The sequence below is a fragment of the Pseudoduganella chitinolytica genome (assembly GCF_029028125.1).
Taxonomy (GTDB): Bacteria; Pseudomonadota; Gammaproteobacteria; order Burkholderiales; family Burkholderiaceae_D; genus Rugamonas; species Rugamonas chitinolytica.
Genome location: NZ_CP119083.1, coordinates 3,228,802 through 3,247,537, shown reverse-complemented (window position 1 = coordinate 3,247,537; position 18,736 = coordinate 3,228,802). Strand labels below are relative to the sequence as shown.

The following is an 18,736-nucleotide window of genomic DNA, read 5'->3' as shown; positions in this document are numbered from 1 at the left end:
CTTTTTTATCGATTCCACGGCAAGCGATGCCGTAAATTCGTTTATTTGAACGACCGTGCTTTTTCGCTGTGCGGTTGTCCCTTGCTTTTTTGTAATTTATTAACGCACGCTTTGTTCGTGCGCGGGAAGCGGAAAAATTAGATGTGCAGTTCTAATCCCTGCGCAAAGTTCTGTGATATCGCGCGAAAGGATGTCGTAAATCCGCCAATGTGCAAAAACCGCGACATAGCAGGCGCTACGCCCGGGGATGGCCTGCACGGCCATGCGTTTGGCCCGACCGGTCAGCGCGCCAGGCTGGACCGGCGGTCACCGGGGACGCGATCATAAATTTAATTAATATTGAAAAAATATTAAGAGCAGCCGGGCCGGCCTGCCCAGGAAGCAGCAAGGCACGGTGCGCAAGGGACAGCGGCATGGCCGCTTCCCAGAGGGAAGCCCAACCACCATAACGAACGGAGATCACCATGAAATTCATCACCACCGCAGTCGCAGCAGCCCTGTCCTCCCTGGCCCTGTCCGCATCGGCCATGACCCCGATCAAGGACGCCGACCTGTCCGCCGTCACCGGCCAGGACGGCGTGTCCATCGCCGCCAACCTGAACATCAAGCTCGACTCGTTCGTCTACACCGATACGGACGCGGTCGACACCACCACCGGCCTGGGTGGCGGTTCCGTCAGCTTCAACGGCATCAAGGTGAACGGCCTGATCGCCGCCAGCATCGACATCCTGTCGAAGAACTCGTTCCTGGCCGCCGCCGGCGCCGCCGGCGTGACGAACCCGGGCACCTTCTACGATGCGACCAACGGCGGCGATGTCGTGCAGATCGCGATCCCTGCCGACGTGCAGGTCGCGGCCGGCAAGTTCCTGAACATCTCCGTGGACGCGATCAAGATGGGCAACAGCACCGCGTCGTACGGCTCGATGGCGATGAACCAGCTCGACATGCGCGGCACGCAGGTGTGGATCTGGGCGCACTAAAACCGGCACGCGTTGCGCGGCGCCCGCCGCGCAACGCCGGTACCCCTTGTGTGCAGGCACGTCTGCCGGCGCCAGCCTGACACCTACGAAAGCAGTCTGCTTTACCCGGTTTGCCGGCCTTCATCCGGCCTGCCGGGCTCTCACGTTGTTCTTCTTCGCCATGAAAGACGTGCTCCAGAATGTGCTCCAGAACGTGCTCCTTTTTGCGGCCGCCTTGCCGGCCGCGCTTTTTGCCTGCGACGCCCATGCGCAGTTGCGCGCGATGTCCGACGACGACCTCGCGCAGACGCGCGGGCAGGGCCTGATCGCCGTCAGCAACAGCCGCCTGGGCGAGTTCGACTTCACCCGTATCGCGCTGGACGCGGACGTGACGCTGTCGGCCAACCTGCGCAACCTGCGCCTGGGCGACTACCGTTACGCGGCCCGCGAGGGCCTGGGCGCGGACATCGACATGCCGCTGCTGCAGTTCGGCCGCAGCGATGGCACGGCGGCGCAGCGCACCGTGCAGATCGCCAATCCATACTTCGAATTCGTCTACCGGGCCACCGGCGACGCGGCCACACCGCGCGAGGTGATCGGCATGCGCGTGGGCTTCGATGCCATCAGCGGCGACGTCGGCCTGCGCATCAACAGCCTGTCCGGCTCGATGCGCGTGACGGCCAGCGCGCCCGACGGCAGTGCGCTGGTGCTCGATTCCCGCACCGATCCGCTGGGCGGCAAGCGCTGGGACGGCGCCTGCACGGCGCCCTGTCTCTCGCTGGCACAGCTGGGCGGGGTGCGGGCCGGCGACGCCACGGGACCGAGCCGCGACTTCTGGGTGTCGCTCCTGAAGACGGGCGTGCAGTTTCCGGCGCCGTCCGGCACGACGCAGTTGCCGGACATGGCGCAGGCTGGCGTGTGGCTGAACTGGCGCGACAAGCTGGCCGCCATCGCCACCAATGGCGCGGCGCCGCCGAACCTGCCGCCGGCGGCCGCGCTGACACTGGGCGGGAAGCACTGATGCGGCGCGCCTGCGCGCTGCTCGCTGCCGGCGCCACGGCGACGGTATTTGCCGCGCCGTTGCAGCCGATGCAGCCACTGAGCGATGCCGCGCTGTCCTCGGTACGAGGCGGCGACGGCGTCAGCTTCGACCTGTCCGGCTTCTCGATGAATGGCGACGTGCGCATCACGTACACGCCGCAGGCCGGCCGCAGCGCATGGATCGGCAACCTGTCGGCCGCGCGCAGCGACAACGCGGTGCCGTTCGCCGATCCCTATCGCCTCGACATCGGCAACGGTCCGGGCGGGCTGGCGGACATCGTCAGCTTCGCCTTTCCCGCCAACCAGGATGGCGAACAGCGCTGGCAATTCGCGTATGACTGGGGCGTCGATGCCGACGGCATCGTGCGCGACGGCGGCAGCGTCGTGCTGACGGACGTGGTGTATCGCGGCGGCGGCCTGCAGTTCTCGACGCCGCGCCTGGAGGACGGCGTCGCGTTCGGCCTCGGGCTGGACATGCATGTCGGCGAGCTGGCGTGGCGCGCCAACGGCCGCGCCGCAACGACGGGCCAGCTGGCGTTGCAAGGCCTGCGCCTGGGTGCTGTCGACGCGGACGGTAACTTCACCGGCAAGCCGTGGGCCATCGCCGACGTGGCGGCGCAGCCGGCCGTCGTCAACGCACTGGCCGACGAGTCGGGCGCGCACCTGCACGTCGGCATCGGCTGGCCGGACAGCGAGCACGGCGGCGGCAGCGCGGCCACGGGTGGCCTGCAGATCGACAAGGTGACGTTCACGAACCCGGGCGGCACCACGACCGACCTGGGCTCCTCGCGCATCGGCTCGATCCAGATCCAGTACCTCGACGTGAAGTTCCGGCCATGAAGGCGGTGCTGGCGCTGGTGCTCGCTTGCTGCACGGTGCGCGCCGCCGCGGCCCCGCTGCGCGCGCTGGCGGACGAGGAGATGGCCAAGGTGGCAGGCCAGGACGGCGTCAGCTTCGCCGCCCACATCGTCATCAACGACCCGACGCTGGTGGGCGCCGTCAGCGACAGCCGCCTGTCGCTGGGGTTCGCGGGCGCCGACGGCAACCGCCGCTACCTGGTGCTGCGCAACGTGCGCGGCACGATCGACATGTCGACGATCGCCATCGACGTGCACGCGCGGGCGGACGGCCCGGACTACCTGGCGCTCACGCTGCCGAACACGGTAAAGTTCGAACGCTTCGGCTTCGAGTCGATGAGTGTGCAGAACGATCCGCTGGAGCCCGTGACGGCCAGCATGGGGAGTCTCGACATCACGGGCTCCGTCCACATGACGGGGCAACTGCGCCTGTGGGCGCATTGATCGTCAGTGGCGCCGTTCGGTCGCGAACAGCGTGAGGCCCAGCGCGGGGAACGCGAGACCCGTCAGCAGCACGCCCTGCCAGCCGTGGTGCGCGTACATCCAGCCGCCCAGCATCGAGCCCAGCGCGCCGCCCAGGAAGAAGATGGCCATGTACAGCCCATTGAGGCGGCTGCGCACGTCCGCGCTCAGCGAGTAGATGGCACGCTGGCCGACGACGAGGCTGCCCGACACGCCCGCATCGAGCACGATCGATGCCGCCACCAGCAGGCACAGGTCGAACGTGCGGCCGCCGTGCAACAAGAGCGGCAGCGCGAACGACAGCAGGCCGGCCGTGAGTGCGATGGCCGTGGTGGAGCGCGACTTGCCCTGGTCGGCGCGGCGTCCCGCGATCGGCGAGACGATGGCACCGGCCACGCCGGCCAGCGCGAACAGGGCGATGCCCGTCTGCGACAGGCCGAACGTGTCGCTGGCCAGCACCAGCGGCACCGAAGTCCAGAACAGGCTGAAGGCGCCGAACATGCAGAACTGGTAGCCGGCGCGGCGGCGCAGGATCGGCGTCGTCTTCAGCAGGTGCCACATGGAGCCCAGCAGCGCGGCATAGGTGCTGGTGTGATCGGGCTCGCGCCGCGGCAGGCGGCTGTTCAGGACCAGGGCCAGCGCCGCCGTGCCGAAGGCGGACAGCACGAAGATGGCGTGCCAGCCCAGGGCATCCGTGACGAGGCTGGACACGGGCCGCGCCAGCATGATCCCCAACAGCAGACCGCTGACGACGTTGCCGACCGTCCGGCCGCGCGTTTCGGGCAGGGACAGGTGCGCCGCGAACGGCACGATGATCTGGGCGGCGACGGAACCCAGGCCGATGCAGAAGGCGGCCGCCAGGAACACGGCGGCATGGGTGGCAAAGGCGGCGGCGCCCAGTGCGCAGGCGGTGGCGGCCAGCGCGGTGACGATCAGGCGGCGGTTTTCCACCAGGTCGCCCAGCGGCACGATGAACAGCATGCCGAGGCAGTAGCCCATCTGCGTCAGCGTGACGATCAGCCCGGCGGCGCCCGCGTCGAGGCCTGTTGCGCGGCTGATCGGCCCGACCAGTGGCTGGGCGTAGTACAGGTTGGCGACAATGAGGCCGGTGGCCGCGGCCATCAGCCACACCATCGCGGGCGAAATATCTTGTTGTTGTTGTTCGTGTGAGCGCACGGCGGCTCCTGTTGCAAAAAAGCCGGACATTGTACGCAGGTTCGGGGGATCGTGCTGGAGCGCAGGCGAGACCCGAGGGGACAGGCTCCAATGCCGCCAAGTTAAGAACCATAAGCAACCCCTACGGCGAAGGGTCGGGGGCAGACCCGGCGGGACTCGGCGTCCCCGCCTGACCCCAGTTCCTGGTCTTGGGTTTCAGGAAAAGCCAGCGGCTCGCTGACCTATACGCCTTAACTTAGCGGCATTAGAGCCTGTCCCCGGGGTAACTAGAGACGGCGGTGCACGTCCGCCAGGATCTCGTAGGAGCGCAGCCGCGCGCCGTGCTCGAAGATCTGCGACGTGATCATCAGCTCGTCCGGCCCGGTGCTGGCGATGAAGGCTTTCATCTGCGCGGCAACCGTCTCGGGCGAACCGATGGCGGAGCAGGACAGCACCGAGTCGAGCATCGCGTTTTCCTGCGGGCCGAGGGCATCGCGGTAGTTCGTCACGGGCGGCGGCAGCTTGCCGGGGCGGCCCGTGCGCAGGTTGACGAAGGCTTGCTCCATCGACGTGGCGCGCCATTGGGCTTCCTCGTCGGTGTCCGCCGCGAACACGTTATAGCCCAGCATGACGTAGGGCTTGTCCAGTTGCGCGGACGGCTTGAAATTGGCACGATACAGGGCAACTGCCTGCATCATCATCTGCGGCGCAAAGTGCGACGCGAAGGCGAACGGCAGGCCCAGGTGGGCCGCCAGCTGGGCGCCGAACAGGCTGGAACCGAGGATCCACAGCGGCACCTTGGCACCTTGGCCGGGCACGGCCAGCACGCGCTGGCGCGGTTCGTCGGACAGGTAATCCTGCAGTTCGACGACGTCCTGCGGGAATTCCTCGGCGTCGGAGCCCAGGTTGCGCCGCAGGGCGCGCGCCGTGGTCTGGTCGGAGCCGGGCGCGCGGCCCAGGCCCAGGTCGATCCGGCCGGGGAACAGCGCCTCCAGCGTGCCGAATTGTTCGGCGATGACGAGCGGTGAGTGGTTCGGCAACATGATGCCGCCGGCACCGACGCGGATCGTCGAGGTGCCGCCCGCCACGTGGGCGATGACGACAGCCGTCGCCGCGCTGGCGATGCCTGGCATGCCATGGTGCTCCGCCAGCCAGTAGCGGTGGTAGCCCCACCGCTCGCCATGCTGGGCCAGGTCCAGCGTGTTGCGCAGCGACGCGCCGGCATCGCTGCCCTGGGCGATCGGGGAAAGGTCGAGTATGGAAAATGGAATCATGGCGTGACATGTCGGGACGAGCCTGGCGGTTTCAAGCAAGGCCCTGCCGCCGCCATGGGTTTACCGCCGCGCTTACTGGGTTTCCGGCGTGGCCACCGTTGCCAGCGCGCGAGCACGCAGCAGCTCGTTGAGCTGGGCCAGTTGCAGCGGCTTCACGATATGGTGGTCGAAGCCGGCGGCACGCGAGCGTTGCTGGTCCTGCTGCTGGCCCCAGCCGGTCACGGCCACCAGCGTGCAGTCGCGCAGCTGGGGATCGGCGCGCAGCCGGCGCGCCAGCTCGTAGCCATCCAGGCGCGGCATGCCGATGTCGAGGAAGGCGATCTGCGGCTCGAACGCTTCGGCGCAGCGCAGCGCGGACAGGCCGTCGTAGCACACCTGCACCTGCTGTCCGGCCGCCAGCAGCAGGGTGCGCAAGGTGTTGGCATGGTCGACATTGTCGTCCGCGACCAGCACGCGCAGCGGCGCGATCGGCATCGCGGCGCGCTCGTCCGGCACCCTGACCTGTGCGCCGATGGCCGCCACGGGAAGCTCGATGGCAAACGTGCTGCCCAGGCCTTCGCCAGGGCTGGCGGCGGTCAGCGTACCGCCATGCAGCTCGACCAGGCGACGCGCCAGCGACAGGCCGATGCCCAGTCCCGCCTGCGAGCGCCCCAGCGAGCGGTCGGCCTGGAAGAAGATGTCGAACACTTGCGGCAGCGCCGCGGCGCCGATGCCGATGCCGTTGTCGCTGATCTCGATGCGCACCTGGCCCTGGTGCGCCCCGTCGCCGGCCTTGGGGCGCCGCACGAACACGTCCAGCGCGATGCGGCCGCCGTTGGGCGTGTACTTGGCCGCGTTGTTCAGGAGGTTCGAGAACACCTGGGCCAGCCGGGTGGCATCGCCTGTCAGCAGCATCGGTTCTTCCGGCTGGTGCACGGACAGCGCGTGGCGGCGCTGCTGCAGCAACGGAGCGGAGGTTTCCAGCGCGTGCTGGACCACGTCCTGCAGCACCAGCGGTTCATGGCGGATGCCCAGTTTGTTGGTGGTGATGCGCGAGACATCCAGCAGGTCGTCGACCAGCCGCACCATCTGCTTGAGCTGGCGCTCCATGATGTCCAGCACATTGGCTGCAGGGACCGCGGCGCGCCCCGGCAGGCGCAGGATCTGCAGCGCGTTGACCAGCGGTGCCATCGGATTGCGCAGCTCGTGCGCCAGCGTGGCGAGGAACTCATCCTTGCGCACGTCGGCCGCTTGCAGCGCTTCCTGGGCGGCGCGGCGGTCACGCAGTTCCTTGGCCGCCCGGTCGCGTGCCTCGTCCAGGGCCTGCGCCGCGCGTTCCAGCGAGTCGGCCACCTGCTGGGCCTCGCGAAAATCAACGCGGGGCGGCTGCACGGGCTCGCCCGCGCCCAGCGCGGTGGCCGGATCGATCAACGCATGCACGGATTGGGCGATGCGCCCGCCCACCAGCCAGGCCATCGCGAACCCCATCGCCAGCAGGACGACGGTCGCGACGATCAGCGACTCCAGCGTACGCAACAGGCCCGCTGTCAGGTTCTTGTGCGGAACGCCCAGCATCACCGTCCAGCCGGACTTGGGCGAACGGCTGTACAGGGTCACCACCTCGACGTCGTCGACCGTCAGCGAATCGAACGTGTCCTCGAGCTGCTGGCGTACGCGCGCCACCACCTCGGGGCGGGGCTGGCGGCCCTGGAACTGTTCGATCTGCAGGTTGCGCGCGACGATGAACGCGTCGCCGTCGAGGATCGCGGCACGCCAGCTGTCCGGGATCTTCTGGTCGGTCAGGATGCCGTTCAGGGCCGATGGCATGACCTGCGCGGCCAGCACGTAGCGCACCGCGCCCTCGCGCAGGATCGGCACGGCAACCGTGATCGTCATTGCCCCGTTGGCGCCCCGGTACAGGCCGGATACGCCCGGCTGGCGCGTGCGCACGACCTGGCGCAGCAGGCCCGCCGGACCCATGCCCTGGCCGGCGGCGGCCGTGTTCATCAAGTCCCGTCCGCTGGCCGGTTCATACAGCACGATTTCCGTGATGGGCAGGATCGCATGCACGTTCGATGCCTGGCGGCGGAACTCGGTGCGGTCCGGCATGTCGATGTCGTCGGACACGGACAAGGTGCGCAATGCCGTGACGACCGTGTCGAAGTCGCGGTCCACCACCGATACCATCGAGCGCGCCGTCGACATCGCTTCCGTCAACAGGCTGGACCGTTCGACCCGGTAATGGTCATAGATCAGGAAGCCGGACACGACGGCAGCCGGCAGCACGCAGCTGAGCACCAGCAGCGCCAGCCTGAACCGGATCGTCGGCAGGCGTGCGGCCGCGCTGTGGCGCGCCGGGCCATGCGGGCCGGAGGAGAGAGGGGTGGGCTCCACTGGTGATCGCTGTCGTAGGGAAAAGATGTAAACTGGTAATTGTTGTAACACGTTACCATAGCTTCGCTGCCGATGGCCGGTGCGCCGATGCGACCTGCGCCGCGACAGGTCCGCTGTTGTTCGGAAGCAGCAGCTTGCGATGGCGAACCTGCGCGTTGACGGCGCCGTGCGCCTGCCGGTCGCGCGTTCCCTTCCAATCCGTTATCGAGACAGGTATGCCATGCTGAAGAAAACCATGTTGTTGTCCCTGCTGCCCCTGTGGTGTGCGCTGGCGCCTGGTGCCCAGGGGGCGCCCAGTGCGCTGGCCGTGTCGACCGCCGAGCATGCCCGCAGCGCCTATGCGGGCAAGGTCGTGGATACGCTCGCTGGCCTGGTGGCATTCAATACGGTGGCGGACCCGCAGGTGCCGTTCGAGCGCAATCCCGCCCACCTCGGCTTCAAGGCCTACTTGAAGAAGGAGGCGCTGCGCCTGGGATTCGACTACCGCGACGATGGCTATGTCGTCGTGATCGGACATGGCCGCGGGCGTGACCGGGTCGGCGTCATCACCCATGGCGACGTGCAGCCGGCCGATCCGGCGAAATGGCGCCAGTCGCCGTTCCGGCTCGACCGCACAAGCGAGCCCGGCCTGCTGCTGGGACGTGGCACGGAAGACGACAAAGGACCCATCGCCACGGCCCTGTACGCCATGAAGGCCATCAAGGACCGCAAGGTGGCGCTGAAGAAGCGCATCGAGCTGTACATCTATATGGCGGAAGAATCGGATTGGGCACCGCTCGAGGCCTACCTGAAGAAGCACGCGCCGCCGCAGGTCAACATCACGCTCGATGCGGAGTACCCGGCCGTGACGGCGGAGAAGGGCTGGGGCCTGCTCAGCGTGACGATGCCGGCCACGACGCCGGCGGCGACCGGCGTGCCGGCCGGCCAACCCGTATTGGCGAGTTTCACGGGCGGCTTCTTCGACAGCCAGATCCCCGAAGATGCGGTTGCCGTCATCGACGGCGCCAGCGGGGAACTGGAGCAATCCATCCGCGCGCGGGCCGCTGCACAGCGGGGGATGCGCTACACCTTCGAGCGTTCGGGCCAGCGCCTGACGGTGCGGGCCAAGGGCGTGTCGGCCCATTCGTCCAAACCGGAAGACGGCGTCAACGCCATCGCCATGCTCGCCGATGCCCTGTCAGGGCAGAACTGGCGCGGTACGCCGGCCGCCGCCATGGTGACTTTCCTGAATGACCTGGTGGGCACTGGCCTGCACGGCGAGAAATTCGGCGATGCCGCCTACCGCGACGACTTCATGGGCCCGATGACGGTCGCGCCCGTCCTGTTGAAGGAGGCCGACGGTGCCTCGCAACTGAATATCAACCTGCGCCGTCCGCGCGGCAAGGCCGCTCCCGTGCTGGAGCGGCAGTTCAAGGCTGCCTTCGATGCCTGGAAGGGGCGCAAGGGCGAGGCTGCCGCGGCGGCGACACTGGTGGCGCAGTTGGGCGAACCATGGGTACAGGAGAACGCGCCGCAGTTGCCCATCCTGCTCGACGTGTTTGCACACTACACTGGCGCGGTCGACCCAAAGCCGGTATCGATCGGCGGCGGCACCAACTCGCGGCTGTTCCCGAATGCCGTCAGCTTCGGTCCAGGTATGCCGGGCGCGGTCTACACGGGTCATTCCGAACACGAATTCATCAGCGAAAAGCAGTTGTTGCTGAACCTGCAGATGTACACGGCCGTGCTGGTCGAACTGGCGCGTTAGCGACGTCGGGATCGATAAGCCCGGGTTTGCAGCTGTCGGGGCCTGTCGAGCTGCTGGTCGAGACAGCGGCTGGGCCGCGTGCTGAGCTGCCTGCTGGGCCGCTTGTCGAGCCGCTTGTCGAGCCGCTTGTTGAGCTACAGTGCGACACCGCCGCGACACCGCTGCCGCAGCTGTCGGGGCCATTGTCGAGCGCATTGTGCGGCTCCGCCAGGCAAAGTGCTTCCACAACCAGGCTGATCCCATTACATACCCGGCGACGCATACCGTTATCGATTAATCACGGCCGCTGTAATATTAACAAGATAATAAAAACATAATATCGAGACAGGTTGACAATTATTTGTTGTAACGCGCAAGGATAATCGTCCGAAAGCGCGAAAACCGGTTTTCTCCCCGCCTTAAATCATTTACCATGGGCAACAAGTCGCGCTGCAAGCGGCTTCCAGCCCATGCCCGGCTGTCGTTCACGGGCATTCACCTTCGGTTTTCATTAACGAAAACACCAATCGATTAAAAGATTGGTAAGGGAATCTGCATGCCGCGTTATTTGACTTTCGTTATCGCTTTATTCATTTCATGGTCGGCCAATAGTATGGAAATGAGCATACCCAAGGAGGTTACCTCGACGGTAGCTTCCGCGGTGCCCGCCAGCGCCGCCATGCCGTTGCAATCGCCGGCCGTGCCGAAGCGCGGCGCTCTCTACAAAGTCCGCCACGATGGCAAAACCAGTTACCTGTTCGGCACCATCCACGTCGGCAAGCAGGGTTTCTTCCCGCTTGAGCCCGAAGTTACCCGTGCACTGGCCGATTCCAGCGCTCTCGTCCTGGAGCTCGACACGCGCATCCACAAGCCGTTCGAGCAAGCCCTGGCAAAATACGGCAGCTATCCGGCTGGAGATTCCATCACCCGGCACCTGTCGCCGGGCGCGCTCGCGCAGCTGACCAAGGCGCTGGACAAGGCCGGCCTTGCCCTGCAGAACGTCGCCATGTACCGGCCCTGGCTGGTAGCAAATATCCTCGTCGGCACCGAGATCGAAAAGCATGGCTACCACCGCAGCAACGGCGTAGAAGGCTTCCTGCTGACCGCTGCGGCGCAACAGAAGAAGCAGGTGCACGAGCTGGAGTCGGCCGATTATCAACTCAGCCTGTTTGCTTCGCTGGATGACGCCCAGCAGGAACGCTACCTGGTGGAAAACCTCGAGGACCTCGAAAACGGCCGGGCGGTGCAAAAGTCCGCTGGGCTCATCGATGCCTGGAGCAATGCCGACGCCGCCCGCATCGACGTGATGGCCCGCGAGCTGACCTCCGGCGACAGTGTTTCCGCGACCTTCATGGACCGCACGTTGCTGGGCAAGCGCAATCCTGAGATGGCCGCGCACATCGAGCGCATCATGCAGAGCGACCAGGTGGCTTTCGTTGGCATCGGCCTGCTGCACCTCGTGGGCGACAACGGCATTCCCGCGCTGCTGCGCCAGCGCGGCTATGATGTCGAGAAAGTCTATTGAACGCTCCGCCGTGACACGGTGGTCGGCTATCGACGCTGAATGACGCCGTTGCTGTACGTGACACTGTCGCCAACGCGGTAGCTGGGCGCAGCTTCGACGAGTACCGCCTGGCTGCCGCCATCTTCCGTGCGCAACGTAACCCGATATACCGTGCCCATCGCGGCACCTGTGCCGGGTACGACGCCACCCACGGCGGCCGCGCCTGGCGCACCGCTGAGACCGATGCCCGTCTGCGCTTCCTGGCGCGACAGCGGCTCGATGGCCAGTACCGTGCCGCGCCAGCTCAGCTGGGTGTCACCCTGGGCGCCGCCGGGCATGCGTTGCGCTGCCGCGGCACCCGTCGCGCCCGTGCTCGTGCCTGTACTCGCACTGTTGCCGCTGGTCGGATTCATGTCGTCTTTCTGCTGGCGCTGGTCCTGGCGCCGGTCCTGCCACCTGTCGCCGGCCTTGTCGCGGTCCATTGCCTGCGGATCGTGGGTGCGGCCACCGTTGCCTTCCATATTGTTGCCCGAACTGCCGCTGGTGGATGTGCCGGAGCTGCCGGCCTGGTCTGCCATGGTGCCGCACCCTGCGGCCGTTGCGCAGAGCAGCGCGAATCCACACAGCGCAAGGATGCCTCTGTTGCCTGTTTTCGATGTCATGATGAGTCTCCGGAATCGAGCGATTTGCCCGTCTCGGTAGGACGGACTATCGACAAGGATCGTTCCGGGGCGGCGACGGGCTATTGATATGGATCAAACGTCACGTGCCAACTAAAAGCGAGTTCAGGCGTTGGCCTTGCGGCTACGCCACAGCACCCACATCGCGCCCGACATGATCGCCGCGGCCGTCACGTCCACGTACCAGTCCCGCAATGCGCCGTGGCGATAGGGCAGGAAGCTCTGCACGCACTCGTCGATGGCGCCCATGGCGGCGATGGTCAGCACGGCCTTGCCGGCGCGTTGGGCGGGCGTGCCGTGGCTGCCGGTAAAGATCAGGAACGCCAGCACGGCGTAGGCGCAGGAATGCAGGACGACCCCGGAGGCAACCTCGGCGGCATCGGCGCGCGCACCGGGGATCGAGCCGACAATCACGATCATGGCGAAGATCGCCCACGCACCCCAGTAGCGCAGGCGAGCATGGGAAGGTTGCAGCAAGACGGTGGTCAGCAGGGTAGTCAGCAGGGTCGGCACGGCGGTTCTGGGCGGTTCATGAAAGCGCAACGATAACACGGCCGCTTGAAAAAACGCCCGCCGATGGGGCGGGCGCAAACCCTGTTCGGGCCAAGAGATCGAGTGCTGCGAATCCGGAGCGGTGTGCCGAACGGCACACCTGTTCTGCCGCCACGCATATCGGTTGCGTGTGCAGCAGATGAGACCAGTATAAGGCGGCTTTGTGACGGCGTTGTGACACCGCACAACAACACGATCCTGCCTTTCGAACAATCTTTTTTTGCTCGGTAAGCGTTTGATTGTGACTGATAGTTACAAAGCTCAACAATTGTTCGGACGGGGAATTACAGAAATAAACATTACCGCAAAATTACATTTTGTAATTTGCTTGTCATAAATAATTTCCTTCTAATAAGTTGTCTTGTTGGCTACGTATTTCATTGCCTGTTGTTGTCTTGCAACAACAAGTGTCCTTAACTGACTTTACTATCTGGAAATGGTCTGATACCGGCCCTTAAAAGGGCTGTTTGCGTCGCACGCGGCACGCGGCGTGGGCAAATCACATTGAGTGACCACTAGCAGGAGAGAGTCTTGAATCAGAAGTTGGTTTTGAAGCGCAGCGTGATCGCTGTCGCGATGGCCGTCGCCGCCCAGGCAGCGTTCGCCCAGGAGGCACAAGCCCCGATCCAGAAGGTCTTCGTGACCGGTTCCAATATCAAGCGCGCCGACAAGGAAGGTTCGTCGCCCGTGCAGACCGTGTCGGCCAAGCAGATCGCCGCGACCGGTGCCAACACCGTATCCGAACTGCTGCGCTCGATCCCGGCCTTCGGTTCCGGCTCGTCCGTCGACAGCACCGACGGCGGGTTTTCCAACGGCGCGGCCACCGCATCGCTGCGCGGCCTGGGCTCGTCGTCCACGCTGATCCTGCTGAACGGCCGCCGCATCACGGCATCGGCCTACGCCGACCCGAACCAGGGCAAGTCGGCCGTCTATGACCTGAACACGATTCCTATCTCCGCCATCGAGCGCGTCGAGATCTTCAAGGATGGCGCATCGGCCGTGTACGGTTCCGACGCCATCGCCGGCGTCATCAACTTCATCACGAAGACCGACGTACGCGGCCTGCAACTGTCGGCCAATATCAGCGCCAACGACGACGGCGAATTTAAGCGCGAGAACGTCAACGGCGTGTGGGGCTTCGGCGACCTGGAGCAGAAGGGCTGGAGCGGCTTCGTCGCGTTCGATGCGTCCAAGCGCCACCGTACGGCGATCGCGGACCAGAAAGACGTCGAGAACGACCTGTACCGCAACATCCAGGGCCGCCTGAACCCTTACTCGAGTGCCCTGTCGGCCTCGCCGTTCTTCTACAAGGAAACCAAGCCGGGCAGCATGGCGTTCTCGAACAGCTACAACAGCCGTGCGAACGTCCTCAACCAGGTCAACTGCGACAAGTCGCAACAGCTGACGGGCGACCGCGCCCTGCACAACCTGACGGCTACCGATACGCTGATCGGCCGCACGTTCTGTAACTTCAACATCAACGACTATCAGGAAGCCCAGGGCAAGGGCGAGGATGCGAACGTGCTGTCCAAGTTCACGTTCAAGCTCAACAACGACATCACGGCGTTTGCCGAAGCATCCTACAGCCGTACCGAGCGCTACTTCACGGCCGCTCCGCGCGCGATCCGTTCGACAGCACCGACGACGGTGTTCACCAACGGCGGCATCCCGTCGCAGTTCCAGATCGTGCTGCCGGTGGGCCACCCGGACAATCCGTTCACGGATGCCCGTTCGGCCGTTGGTTTCCGCCTGGTAAACTCCACCAATGCTTCGGAAAACATCAACGAAGCGTACCGCCTGGTGGCTGGCCTGCAGGGCAGCGCCAAGGGCTGGGATTGGGAAACGGCCCTGCTGTGGAACCGCGGCGAGCGTACCGAGCGCGGCTACGGCTACCAGTACCTGCCGACGATGCGCCGCATCATGACGGAAAATCGCACGATCGCCCAGACGATCGCCGACCCGTCCGCTACGCGTGACATCGAAAACCGAGGCTTCGCACAGGTCAAGCAGATCGATGCGAAAGCGTCGACGTCGTTCGGCAAGCTGCCAGGCGGCGAAATCGGCCTGGCACTGGGCGGCGAGATCCGCCAGGAACAGATCGGCCTGACCCCTGACCTGGCAGTCCAGCGCGGCGACATCGTCGGCCTGGCCAACTCCACGGCCGACGGTTCCCGCGTGGTCAAGTCCGCGTTCGTCGAACTGCGCACGCCGTTCTTCGAGAGCTTCGAGATGGACTTCGCCGGCCGTTGGGACAAATACCCGACCGCCACTAGCTTCGTGCCGAAAGTCGGCGCCAAGTGGACGGCCAACGAACACTTCACGTTCCGCGGCACGTTCGCCGAAGGCTTCCGCGCTCCGGCGCTGACGCAAGTCTCGCCTGGCGGTGTACAGTCGTTTACCACCGTGACCGACACGCTGCGCTGCCCGGACGGTGTGAGCCCGCTGCCAGGCGCCGACCAGGCCGATTGCTCTAAAGGCGTTTCCAGCCTGTCCGCCGCCAATCCGAACCTGGCAAACGAGCGCTCGCGCAGCCTGTCGTTCGGCATGATCGTTACGCCGACGAAGAACCTGGACATCCTGATCGACTGGTATCGCATCAAGAAGGTCGACGAGACTGCCCTGCTGGGTGCGCAAACGGTCATCGACCACGCCGCCGATTACCCTGGCCTTGTCGTGCGCGATACCAACCCGAACAACTGGGTCACGGATGCCAATGGCAACGTGATCCCGAATTCGGGCGCCATCACCCAGGTGAACCGTTCCTACGTCAACCAGGGCAGCACCGAAGTTTCCGGTATCGACCTGGAAATCACCCATCGCCTGGCGCTGGGCGAGATGGGCAAGCTGACGACGTCGCTGAACTGGGCCTACCTGGCTGAGTACCGTCGCGCCGAGCACTACGGCGACGTGACGCACAACCTGGCCGGCACCCGCGGCGGCCTGTCCGACTGGAACACGTCCGTTGGCGATAATCCGCGCAACCGCGGCTCTCTGTCGGTCAACTGGCTGCGTGGCGACCACTCGGTCACCGCGACCGGCAACTACGTCGGTGGCGTTTCGCTGCTGCGCCGTTACGACAACGACGTGACCTACGACCAGCCTTACTGTCACTTCGGCTCGGGCCAGCCGAAGAGCGCGTATGCACTGGGCGGCCTGCCGAAATTCACGGACTACCTCGGCAACAACTGCTCGGTGGCGGCGTGGACGACGTTCGACCTGAACTACAGCTACTCAGGCATCAAGAACCTGGTGCTGACGTTCAACGTGAAGAACATCTTCGACCGCAAGGCCCCGTACGACCCGGACTACGGTACTGCCAACAAGATCGTTGGCTACAACGACCAGCTGCACAATGGCAAGGGCCGTTACTTCCGCGTAGGCGCAACCTACACCTTCTGATAGGCTAAAGCGCGCAACGAGCGAGGCCGCCGCACTGTGAGGTGCGGCGGCTTTTTTCATTGGCGTGCGAACAAAAAAAAGCCCGCTCGAGGCGGGCTTGAAACTATTATCTTGGAGGAGAATAGTGGAGACAGGTGCAATTATGCTGCGTCGCCCGATATTCGTCCAATTGCGCTTTTCGATAATCGTTATAGAGAATGCTAATAACTCAGCAGCGCCTGCGGCTCAGCCCGCTGCGACCTCCGGGGCGGGCATGAATGCTGCCATGGGCCCGGCAGTGCAGCGGCATCGGGCGCGGGCAAAAATGCGCAATCACCTCGGGGTCGTGAAATGGTAGTGCGGCAAGCCCGGTGCCGCCCCCGCCTGCGCAGTGGTGGGGGGCGCGCCTGCGGATGCATTCGGGAATTTCCTCACGCCGGAGTGAAAGCGCGCAAAAAAAAAGCCCGCTCAGAAGGCGGGCCCTAAACTATTATCTTGGAGGAGAATAGTGGAGACAGGTGAGATTATGCTGCGTCGCCACATATTCGTCCAATTTTCGTTTTCGATAAGCGTTATAAGAAAGTCATATAACGCAGCCGTTACTCCCTGACCGGCACCGTATAGTTCAGCGCCATGCGTCCGCCGTCGACGTACAGCGTCTGTCCCGTCATGTAGCTGGCGTCGTCGCTGGCGAGGAAGGCGGCGATGGACGCGACTTCCTCCGGCTCGCCGCAGCGGCCCAGCGGCGTGCGGGACAGGATGGTGTGGCGGGCCTGCGGGCTGCCCAGCACCGCTTCCTTGGCCAGCTCCGTCAGGATCGTGCCGGGGCCGATACCGTTGACGCGGATGCCGTACGGCGCCAGGTTCAGCGCCATCACCTTCGTCAGCTGGTTGATACCGCCTTTCGATACCACGTACGGCACCTGGTTCGGGATGGCCAGTTCCGCGTTGACACTCGACATGTTGACGATGCAGCCGGACTGCTGCCTCACCATGACTTTCGCGACCGCCTGGCCGCACAGGAACATCGATTTCAGGTTCACCCGCAGCACGCGGTCGAAGTCCTCTTCCGTCAGGTCGAGGAAATCGGCGGCATGCGTCACGCCGGCGTTGTTGACGAGGATATCGATGCGGCCGAACGCCGCCAGCGTGGCGGCCACCAGGGCGTCGACGTCGGCCTTGTTGCCCACGTCGGCCTGGAAGAAGCGCGCGCCGTCGCCCAGCGCCTCGGCGGCCTGGGCCCCTTCGGGCCGGATATCGGCCAGCATCACGCGTGCGCCCTCGGCGATCAGGCGTTGCGCGCAGGCGAGGCCGATGCCGCGGGTGGCGCCGGTCACGATGGCGGTCTTGTTGGTCAGTCTCATGAGCGCTTCTTCCATGCTGTCAAAGACGCGCATCATAGCAGGGCGCGGCTACAGGATGACGGCCTCGTTGGGCAACTGGTTGGGGCGCGTGCCGTCGGCCGGGAAGTGCCGTTGCAGCAGCGCCGAGAGCTGGTGCAGGGCGGCCAGCGTGCTGTCGTGGAAGTCGCCGCGGGCAAAGCCGGCCGTCATCGTGTGGCATACCGCCTGCCAGTCGCTGTCGCCGATCAGCCGGCCGACATTGCGGTCGGCCACGATGTCGACCTCGCGCGCGGCCAGGTTCACGTAGATCAGCACGCCGCAGTTTTCTTCCGTGTCCCACACGCCGTACTGCGCGAACAGGGCCCGTGCCCGGGCGCGGTTGCTGACGTTGTCGAACGCGGCGCCCACCGGCAGGGCCGGTTCGACAATCAACCGCACTTCCGCGCGATGGCGCTGCTCGCCCTCGGCGATCGCGGCCGCGATCGCATCGAGCGTACGTTGCGGGAAGCAGCGCCGGCCTTGCGACGCGCCCGTGAACAGATGGCGCAGGGCGCGTTTGCAGCGGCCCATGAAGCTTGTCGGTAAAGTGCTCATCACCAGTCTCCCGAGGCGCCGCCGCCATCGAACGTGCCGCCACCGCCGCCGCCAAAGCCACCGCCGCCACCAAATCCACCACCACCAAAGCTGCCGCCGCGGCCGGCGTTGCCGAGCGCGCTGCCGATGGCGCTGCCGATGGCGCTGCCGATCAGGATGCCGGCGGCGTCCGAGCCCCAGCCGGACCGATGCAGGCCGCGCCGGCGGCTGCCGCCGCGCAGCATCGGCAAGACGACGAACACGCCGAACAGCAGGATGGGCCACCAGGGGATGCCGCCGTCCTGCCCGGCCTGGCGCGGCGCGGGCGCCTGCTGTGCCGGCGCAGGGAACTGCTCCTTGTCCAGCAAGGTGGCGATGGCGCTCACGCCAGCGGCAAGGCCGCCGTAGTAGTCGTTGTTGCGAAAGTGAGGGGCGATCACGTCCTGCAGTACGCGCTTCGACTGGGCATCCGTCAGCGAGCCCTGCACGCCGCGGCCCGCTTCGATGCGCATGCGCCGCAGCGACGCCGGGTTGTCCTTGGCCACGACCAGCAGCACGCCGTCGTCCACGCCCTTGCGACCCAGCTTCCAGGCATCCGTCACGCGGATGCTGTACTGCTCGATCGCCTCGGGGCCGTGCTGGACATCAGCAGCACGGCGATCTGGCTGCCCGTCTTCGTTTCGTAATCGGCCAGCACCGCTTCCAGCGACGCGCGCTGCTGCGGCGTCAGCAGGTTGACCTGGTCCGTCACGCGCGCCTTCAGTTCCGGTACGGGCACGAAGCCTTGCGGCTGCGCCGTGCCCTGTGCGCGTGCCGCCTCGACGACCAGCAGCGCGAAGCACACCAGCAGGACAACGAT

14 protein-coding genes and 1 pseudogene are annotated in these 18,736 nt (G+C 65.6%); 7 read left to right on the top strand and 8 right to left on the bottom strand.

What is annotated here, in order from left to right:
* Nucleotides 1-464 precede the first annotated feature (464 nt).
* The 4 genes from PX653_RS14405 (at nucleotide 465) to PX653_RS14390 (ending at nucleotide 3,301) form a co-directional block, all read left to right on the top strand.
* Complete coding sequence (locus tag PX653_RS14405) at nucleotides 465-980, top strand: DUF6160 family protein (protein ID WP_277413466.1); 516 nt, start codon at nucleotides 465-467, stop codon at nucleotides 978-980.
* 169 nt (nucleotides 981-1,149) lie between these two features.
* The gene (locus tag PX653_RS14400; RefSeq protein ID WP_277413465.1) at nucleotides 1,150-1,980 is read left to right on the top strand and encodes a hypothetical protein; all 831 of its coding nucleotides are present in this window, start codon (nucleotides 1,150-1,152) and stop codon (nucleotides 1,978-1,980) included.
* On the top strand, nucleotides 1,980-2,840 hold the full coding sequence (locus PX653_RS14395) for a hypothetical protein (protein ID WP_277413464.1): 861 nt from the start codon (nucleotides 1,980-1,982) through the stop codon (nucleotides 2,838-2,840). Before PX653_RS14400 ends, PX653_RS14395 begins: the two co-directional genes overlap by 1 nt.
* Entirely contained in the window at nucleotides 2,837-3,301 is a 465-nt protein-coding gene (locus PX653_RS14390) for a DUF6160 family protein (RefSeq protein ID WP_277413463.1), read from the top strand. The genes PX653_RS14395 and PX653_RS14390 overlap by 4 nt, the downstream gene beginning before the upstream one ends.
* Before the next feature lie 3 nt (nucleotides 3,302-3,304).
* Here PX653_RS14390 and PX653_RS14385 read toward each other — a convergent pair whose 3' ends face one another.
* The 3 genes from PX653_RS14385 to PX653_RS14375 form a co-directional block, all read right to left on the bottom strand.
* On the bottom strand, nucleotides 3,305-4,453 hold the full coding sequence (locus PX653_RS14385; protein ID WP_277418577.1) for an MFS transporter: 1,149 nt from the start codon (nucleotides 4,451-4,453) through the stop codon (nucleotides 3,305-3,307).
* A 308-nt stretch (nucleotides 4,454-4,761) separates the two neighbouring features.
* A complete protein-coding gene (locus PX653_RS14380; RefSeq protein WP_277413462.1) occupies nucleotides 4,762-5,748 on the bottom strand; it encodes an LLM class flavin-dependent oxidoreductase in 987 nt (328 codons plus the stop codon).
* A 72-nt stretch (nucleotides 5,749-5,820) separates the two neighbouring features.
* A complete protein-coding gene (locus PX653_RS14375) occupies nucleotides 5,821-8,121 on the bottom strand; it encodes a hybrid sensor histidine kinase/response regulator (protein ID WP_277413461.1) in 2,301 nt (766 codons plus the stop codon).
* Between the two features lie 220 nt (nucleotides 8,122-8,341).
* Between PX653_RS14375 and PX653_RS14370 the strand changes: the two genes are divergently transcribed.
* On the top strand, nucleotides 8,342-9,868 hold the full coding sequence (locus PX653_RS14370) for a dipeptidase (RefSeq protein WP_277413460.1): 1,527 nt from the start codon (nucleotides 8,342-8,344) through the stop codon (nucleotides 9,866-9,868).
* A 535-nt stretch (nucleotides 9,869-10,403) separates the two neighbouring features.
* On the top strand, nucleotides 10,404-11,372 hold the full coding sequence (locus PX653_RS14365) for a TraB/GumN family protein (RefSeq protein WP_277413459.1): 969 nt from the start codon (nucleotides 10,404-10,406) through the stop codon (nucleotides 11,370-11,372).
* A 26-nt stretch (nucleotides 11,373-11,398) separates the two neighbouring features.
* On the opposite strand, the gene PX653_RS14360 is transcribed toward PX653_RS14365, so the two are convergent.
* Both PX653_RS14360 and PX653_RS14355 read right to left on the bottom strand, forming a co-directional pair.
* Nucleotides 11,399-11,929: a hypothetical protein gene (locus tag PX653_RS14360; RefSeq protein ID WP_277413458.1), complete on the bottom strand. Its 531-nt coding sequence runs from the start codon at nucleotides 11,927-11,929 to the stop codon at nucleotides 11,399-11,401.
* A 207-nt stretch (nucleotides 11,930-12,136) separates the two neighbouring features.
* Nucleotides 12,137-12,508 carry a VanZ family protein gene (locus PX653_RS14355; protein ID WP_277413457.1) on the bottom strand — a complete coding sequence of 124 codons (372 nt, stop codon included), beginning with the start codon at nucleotides 12,506-12,508 and terminating at the stop codon, nucleotides 12,137-12,139.
* A 606-nt stretch (nucleotides 12,509-13,114) separates the two neighbouring features.
* Between PX653_RS14355 and PX653_RS14350 the strand changes: the two genes are divergently transcribed.
* Nucleotides 13,115-15,982 carry a TonB-dependent receptor domain-containing protein gene (locus tag PX653_RS14350; protein WP_277413456.1) on the top strand — a complete coding sequence of 956 codons (2,868 nt, stop codon included), beginning with the start codon at nucleotides 13,115-13,117 and terminating at the stop codon, nucleotides 15,980-15,982.
* A gap of 578 nt (nucleotides 15,983-16,560) precedes the next feature.
* Here the strand turns inward: PX653_RS14350 and PX653_RS14345 are convergent.
* The 3 genes and pseudogenes from PX653_RS14345 to PX653_RS14335 all read right to left on the bottom strand — a co-directional run bounded on the left by PX653_RS14345 (nucleotide 16,561) and on the right by PX653_RS14335 (nucleotide 18,727).
* A complete protein-coding gene (locus tag PX653_RS14345; RefSeq protein ID WP_277413455.1) occupies nucleotides 16,561-17,325 on the bottom strand; it encodes an SDR family NAD(P)-dependent oxidoreductase in 765 nt (254 codons plus the stop codon).
* Between the two features lie 48 nt (nucleotides 17,326-17,373).
* Nucleotides 17,374-17,898, bottom strand: a complete 525-nt coding sequence (locus PX653_RS14340) for a TPM domain-containing protein (RefSeq protein ID WP_277413454.1) — start codon at nucleotides 17,896-17,898, stop codon at nucleotides 17,374-17,376.
* A pseudogene (locus PX653_RS14335) lies at nucleotides 17,898-18,727 on the bottom strand (TPM domain-containing protein). Before PX653_RS14335 ends, PX653_RS14340 begins: the two are co-directional and overlap by 1 nt.
* Between the last annotated feature and the right edge of the window lie 9 nt (nucleotides 18,728-18,736).